A 5,700-nucleotide genomic window follows, 5' to 3' on the forward strand; every position below is an offset into this window, starting at 1 on the left:
GCCCAACGCGGGCTGGGGCGCCGCCCCACCCCCCGGGGGCCCCGGAGGCGGCTACGGCGGTGGCTACGGCGGTTACGGCCCCCCTGGTGGCCACGGCGGTTGGGGAGGCGGATGGGGCGGTCCCCCGCCCGCGGCCAAGCCCGGTGTGATCCCGCTCCGTCCGCTGGGCGTCGGCGAGATCCTCGACGGCGCCGTCTCCACCATGCGCACCTACTGGCGCACGGTCCTCGGCATCTCGCTGACCGTCGCGGTCTTCACGGAGATCATCGTCGTGCTGCTCCAGGGCCTCGTCCTGGACGACGTCGGCTCGGAGGCCCTCAACGACCCCGACGCCACACTGAGCGAACTCGGCGACGCCATGGCCGACACCACGATCAACTCGGGTGTCATCTTCCTGATCTCCCTGATCGGCACCGTCCTGGCCACCGCTCTGCTGACGACCGTCACCAGCCGCGCCGTACTCGGCAGGAAGGTGACCATAGGCGAGGCCTGGCGGGACGCCCGCCCGCAAGTTCTGAGGCTGTTCGGCCTGATCGTCCTGCTTCTGCTGATCGTCGCCGGCATCGTCACGGTCGGCATGGCCCCGGGCCTCGTGGTCGCGGCCGCGGGCGCCGGCGGGGCCGGCCTGGCCCTGACCATCCTGGGCTTCCTGGCGAGCGGTGTCGTCGCGGTGTGGCTCATGGTCCGCTTCTCGCTGGCGTCCCCGGCGCTGATGCTGGAGAAGCAGGGCATCAAGAAGGCCATGAGCCGTTCCACCAAGCTGGTGCGCGGCTCCTGGTGGCGGGTCTTCGGCATCCAGCTGCTCGCGACGATCATCGCGAACGTCGTCGCGTCGATCATCGTGATCCCGTTCGCCTTCCTGGCCGCGGCCCTCAGCGGTGACGGCGTCGGCGGCTTCCTCGAAGGCACCGGGAGCCTCGGCTGGACCTTCCTCATCGTCAGCGGGATCGGCTCCGTGATCGGCTCGATGATCACCTTCCCGATCACGGCGGGCGTCGCCGTGCTGCTCTACATCGACCAGCGGATCCGCCGCGAGGCCCTCGACCTCGAGCTGGCCCGCGCCGCCGGAGCCCAGGGCCCCGGCGCTCCCGGCGCCAACCCGGGGAGCTGATGCGGTGAGCCGGGCGGGGGGAGTTGTCACGGAGGTGCTGTCACGCACCGCCGCACGGACGGTGTCGCACGCCGGCGACCGCCCCGTGCTGTCGCTGCCGCACTCCGGCGACGAACCGCCGGTGACCATCCCGCGCGACCCCGCGCGGGAGGCCGCACGGCGGGAGCTGTCCAAGCGGATGTACCACGAGAACGACCCCAGCTGGTTCCAGCGGGCCCTGAACGCCTTCTGGGACTGGGTCGGCGAGCTGTTCGGTCGCGCCTCCTCCGCGACACCCGGGGGAACGCTCGGCCTGGTCGTCGTCATCGTGGCGGTCCTGGCCGTACTCGGCGCCCTCTGGTGGCGCCTGGGCACCCCCCGCCGCTCGCCGGCCTCCGCCCCCGCCCTGTTCGACGACCGCCCCCGCAGCGCCGCCGACCACCGGGCCGCAGCCGACGCCCACGCCGCCCAGGGCCACTGGAACCAGGCCGTCCAGGAACGCATGCGGGCCATCGTGCGTGCCCTGGAGGAACGCGCCCTCCTCGACGCCCGCCCCGGCCGCACCGCCGACGAGGCCGCCCGCGAGGCGGGCCGCGCCCTGCCCGACCACGGCGGGCGGCTGCGCGCCGCCGCCCGGGACTTCGACGACGTCACGTACGGCGGACGCCCCGGCACCGAGCAGTCGTACCGGCGCCTCACCGAACTCGACCGCGACCTGGAACGCAGCAAGCCGCAACTGGCGACCAGCACGGCCGGCGACGCGGACCGCGACACCCGCCCGGGAGCCGCCGAATGACCACCGAGGCCACGCTCCCCACCACCTCGGCCTCGCCCAGCGCCCGCCAGGTGTGGACCCGCGCCCGGGGCATCGCCCTCGCGCTCGTCGTCCTGCTCGCCGGCGCCGTCGCGATCGCCGTCGTCCGCTCCGACGCCCGGCACGGCCAACTCGACCCGCGCTCCGTCGACCCCTACGGCAGCCGGGCCGTCGCCGAACTCCTCGCCGACCGGGGCGTGTCCACCCGCGTGGTCACCACCCTGGACGACGCCCGCGCCGCCGCCGGCCCCGACACCACTCTCCTGGTCGCCGTCCCCGACCTCCTGACCGAACGCCAGCAGACACAGCTGCACGCCGCCACCGAAGGGTCCGGCGGCCGCACCCTCCTCGTGGCCCCCGGCGGCCCCGCCGTCGAACGCCTCGCCCCCGGCGTCACCGCCGACCCCGCGCTCAGCTTCGACTCGACGCTGGCCCCCGCCTGCGACCTGCCCGCCGCCCGCCGCGCGGGCACCGCCGACACGGGCGGCATCCGCTACAGCAGCAGCCACATCGAGGCCGACGCCTGCTACCCCAGCCGACGCCTGGCCACCCTGCTCCGCATCCCCGACGCAGCCGGTGAGCCGGCCCGGGAGGGCACCCCCGGCGACACCGTCGTCCTCGGCGCCCCCGACATCCTCTACAACAACCACCTCGACGAGCACGGCAACGCCTCGCTCGCCCTGCAACTCCTCGGCTCCCGCGACCACCTGGTCTGGTACCTCCCCTCGGTCTCCGACACCACAGCACCGGACGACGAACGCAGCTTCTTCGACCTGCTCCCCTCCGGCTGGCTCTGGGGCACCCTGCAACTCTTCATCGCCGCGGCCCTCGCGGCCCTGTGGCGGGCACGCCGGCTCGGCCCCCTGGTGCCCGAAAAACTCCCCGTGGCGATCCGCGCCTCCGAAACCGCCGAAGGCCGCGCCCGCCTCTACCGCAAGGCGAACGCCCGCGACCGCGCGGCCACCGCTCTTCGCTCCGCCACCCGCACCCGCCTCGCCCCCCTCGTAGGCACCCCCGTCGCCCAGGCGCACACGCCCGAGGCCCTGCTCCCCGCCCTGTCCGCCCACCTCCGCGGCGAACACGGCGACGGACAGTCCCTGCACACTCTCCTCTTCGGCCCGCCGCCCGGCGACGACGCGGCCCTCATCGCCCTCGCCGACCAACTCGACGCCCTCGAAAGAGAGGTACGCCGTCCATGATGGACCCGACCACTGACAACGCCGGGCAGACCGGGGACGCGGGCAACGCCCGTGCCGCCCTGGAGGCCCTGCGCGCCGAGATCGCCAAGGCCGTGGTCGGCCAGGACGCCGCCGTCACCGGCCTCGTCGTGGCACTCCTGTGCCGCGGCCACGTCCTCCTCGAAGGCGTCCCCGGCGTCGCCAAGACCCTCCTCGTCCGCGCCCTGGCCGCCGCGACGGAACTGGACACCAAACGCGTCCAGTTCACCCCGGACCTCATGCCGAGCGACGTGACCGGCTCCCTGGTCTACGACGCCCGCACCGCCGAGTTCTCCTTCCAGCCCGGCCCGGTCTTCACCAACCTCCTCCTCGCCGACGAGATCAACCGCACGCCCCCCAAGACCCAGTCGTCCCTCCTCGAAGCCATGGAGGAACGTCAGGTCACCGTCGACGGCACCCCCCGACTCCTCCCGGAACCCTTCCTGGTCGCCGCGACCCAGAACCCGGTCGAGTACGAGGGCACCTACCCCCTCCCGGAAGCCCAGCTGGACCGCTTCCTCCTCAAGCTCACCGTCCCCCTCCCCTCCCGCCAGGACGAGATCGACGTCCTCACCCGCCACGCCTCCGGCTTCAACCCGCGCGACCTGCGCGCCGCCGGCGTACGCCCCGTCGCGAACGCCGCCGACCTGGACGCCGCCCGCGCGGAGGTCGCCAAGACGTCCGTCTCCCCGGAGATCACGGCCTACGTAGTCGACATCTGCCGGGCCACCCGCGAGTCGCCGTCCCTCACCCTCGGCGTCTCCCCGCGCGGAGCCACGGCACTGCTGTCCACGGCCCGCGCGTGGGCATGGCTCACGGGGCGCGACTACGTCACCCCCGACGACGTGAAGGCCCTGGCCCTCCCCACTCTCCGCCATCGCGTCCAGCTCCGCCCGGAGGCCGAGATGGAGGGCGTGACCACGGACTCCGTGATCAACGCGATCCTCGCCCACGTCCCCGTCCCCCGCTGATGGCACTCACCGGACGCGCCGCGCTCCTCGCGGCCCTGGGCTCGCTCCCGGTCGGCATCTGGGACCCGAGCTGGACCGGCGTCGTCGCCGTCAACGGCCCGCTCGCCGTCGCCTGCGCCTGCGACTTCGCCCTGGCCGCCCCCGTACGACGCCTGCGCCTGACCCGTTCCGGCGACACCTCGACGCGACTGGGCGACACCGCCGACGTCACCCTGACGGTCACCAACCCGTCCAACCGCCCGCTCCGGGCCCACCTGCGAGACGCCTGGCCGCCCAGCAGCTGGCAGCGGGGCACGGAGACGGCGGTCTCCCGTCACCGCGTGACGGTGCCCGCCGGTGAACGCCGCCGCGTCACCACCCGCCTGCGCCCGACCCGCCGAGGCGACCGCCAGGCCGACCGGGTCACCATCCGCTCTTCCGGCCCCCTGGGCCTCTTCACCCGCCAGGGCACTCACCGGGTCCCCTGGACGGTGCGTGTCCTTCCCCCCTTCACCAGCCGCAAGCACCTCCCCTCCAAGCTCTCCCGCCTGCGGGAACTCGACGGCCGCACCAGCGTGCTCACTCGTGGAGAGGGAACGGAGTTCGACAGCCTGCGCGAGTACGTCCCCGGAGACGACACCCGTTCCATCGACTGGCGCGCCACTGCCCGCCAGTCCGCCGTCGCCGTACGCACCTGGCGCCCCGAGCGTGACCGGCACATCCTGCTCGTCCTCGACACCGGTCGCACCTCGGCCGGCCGCGTCGGCGACGCCCCGCGCCTCGACGCGTCCATGGACGCCGCTCTGCTCCTGGCCGCCCTGGCCTCCCGCGCCGGCGACCGCGTCGACCTCCTCGCATACGACCGTCGGGTACGCGCCCTCGTCCAGGGCCGCACGGCGGGCGACGTACTCCCTTCCCTGGTCAACACGATGGCCACTCTGGAACCGGAGCTCGTGGAGACCGACGCACGCGGCCTCACCGCCACCGCGCTCCGGTCGGCTCCCCGCCGCTCCCTGATCGTCCTGCTCACCACCCTCGACGCGGCCCCGATCGAAGAGGGCCTGCTCCCCGTCCTGCCGCAACTCACCCAGCGCCACACCGTCCTCGTGGCGTCGGTGGCCGATCCGCACATCTCCCGGATGGCCAAGGCCCGTGGGAGCACGGACGCCGTCTATGAAGCAGCGGCGGCCGCGCAGGCTCAGGCAGAGCGGGACCGCACCGCGGAGCAGCTCCGCCGGCACGGAGTCTCGGTCGTCGACGCGACCCCTGACGAACTCGCCCCGGCCCTGGCCGACGCCTATCTGGAGCTCAAGGCGGCGGGACGCCTGTAACGGCGGAACGGCGGGGCTCTCCTGCCCCGCCACCCCAGCGGTTCTTACCCCTGAAACGCAGAAAGCCCCGCACCGTTCCCGGTGCGGGGCTTTCTCGCAATAATTGTTCGGCGGCGTCCTACTCTCCCACAGGGTCCCCCCTGCAGTACCATCGGCGCTGTAAGGCTTAGCTTCCGGGTTCGGAATGTAACCGGGCGTTGCCCCTACGCTATGACCACCGAAACACTATGAAACTGTCAACCGCACCACGCCCGTAAACGAGCATGGGGTTGTTCGTGGTTTCAGAACCAACACAGTG

5 protein-coding genes and 1 rRNA gene are annotated in these 5,700 nt (G+C 73.3%); 5 read left to right on the top strand and 1 reads right to left on the bottom strand.

Annotated elements, in window-relative coordinates; all coding sequences use genetic code 11:
* The 5 genes from KUM03_RS29165 to KUM03_RS29185 all read left to right on the top strand — a co-directional run.
* Positions 1-1,111 (top strand): glycerophosphoryl diester phosphodiesterase membrane domain-containing protein (locus KUM03_RS29165; protein ID WP_217253132.1); only part of this gene is annotated, 1,111 nt, incomplete at its 5' end.
* A 37-nt stretch (positions 1,112-1,148) separates the two neighbouring features.
* A complete protein-coding gene (locus KUM03_RS29170) occupies positions 1,149-1,886 on the top strand; it encodes a DUF4129 domain-containing protein (protein ID WP_254400065.1) in 738 nt (245 codons plus the stop codon).
* A complete protein-coding gene (locus tag KUM03_RS29175; protein WP_217253136.1) occupies positions 1,883-3,103 on the top strand; it encodes a DUF4350 domain-containing protein in 1,221 nt (406 codons plus the stop codon). The genes KUM03_RS29170 and KUM03_RS29175 overlap by 4 nt, the downstream gene beginning before the upstream one ends.
* Positions 3,103-4,092, top strand: coding sequence for a MoxR family ATPase (locus KUM03_RS29180; RefSeq protein ID WP_217253138.1), 990 nt, complete (start codon positions 3,103-3,105; stop codon positions 4,090-4,092). The genes KUM03_RS29175 and KUM03_RS29180 overlap by 1 nt, the downstream gene beginning before the upstream one ends.
* Positions 4,092-5,402, top strand: a complete 1,311-nt coding sequence (locus KUM03_RS29185; RefSeq protein ID WP_217253140.1) for a DUF58 domain-containing protein — start codon at positions 4,092-4,094, stop codon at positions 5,400-5,402. Before KUM03_RS29180 ends, KUM03_RS29185 begins: the two co-directional genes overlap by 1 nt.
* 105 nt (positions 5,403-5,507) lie before the next feature.
* Here KUM03_RS29185 and rrf read toward each other — a convergent pair.
* Positions 5,508-5,624, bottom strand: a 5S ribosomal RNA gene (gene rrf, locus KUM03_RS29190).
* Positions 5,625-5,700 lie beyond the last annotated feature (76 nt).

This window comes from Streptomyces sp. AC602_WCS936, assembly GCF_019049125.1.
In the GTDB taxonomy this organism is placed as follows: domain Bacteria; phylum Actinomycetota; class Actinomycetes; order Streptomycetales; family Streptomycetaceae; genus Streptomyces.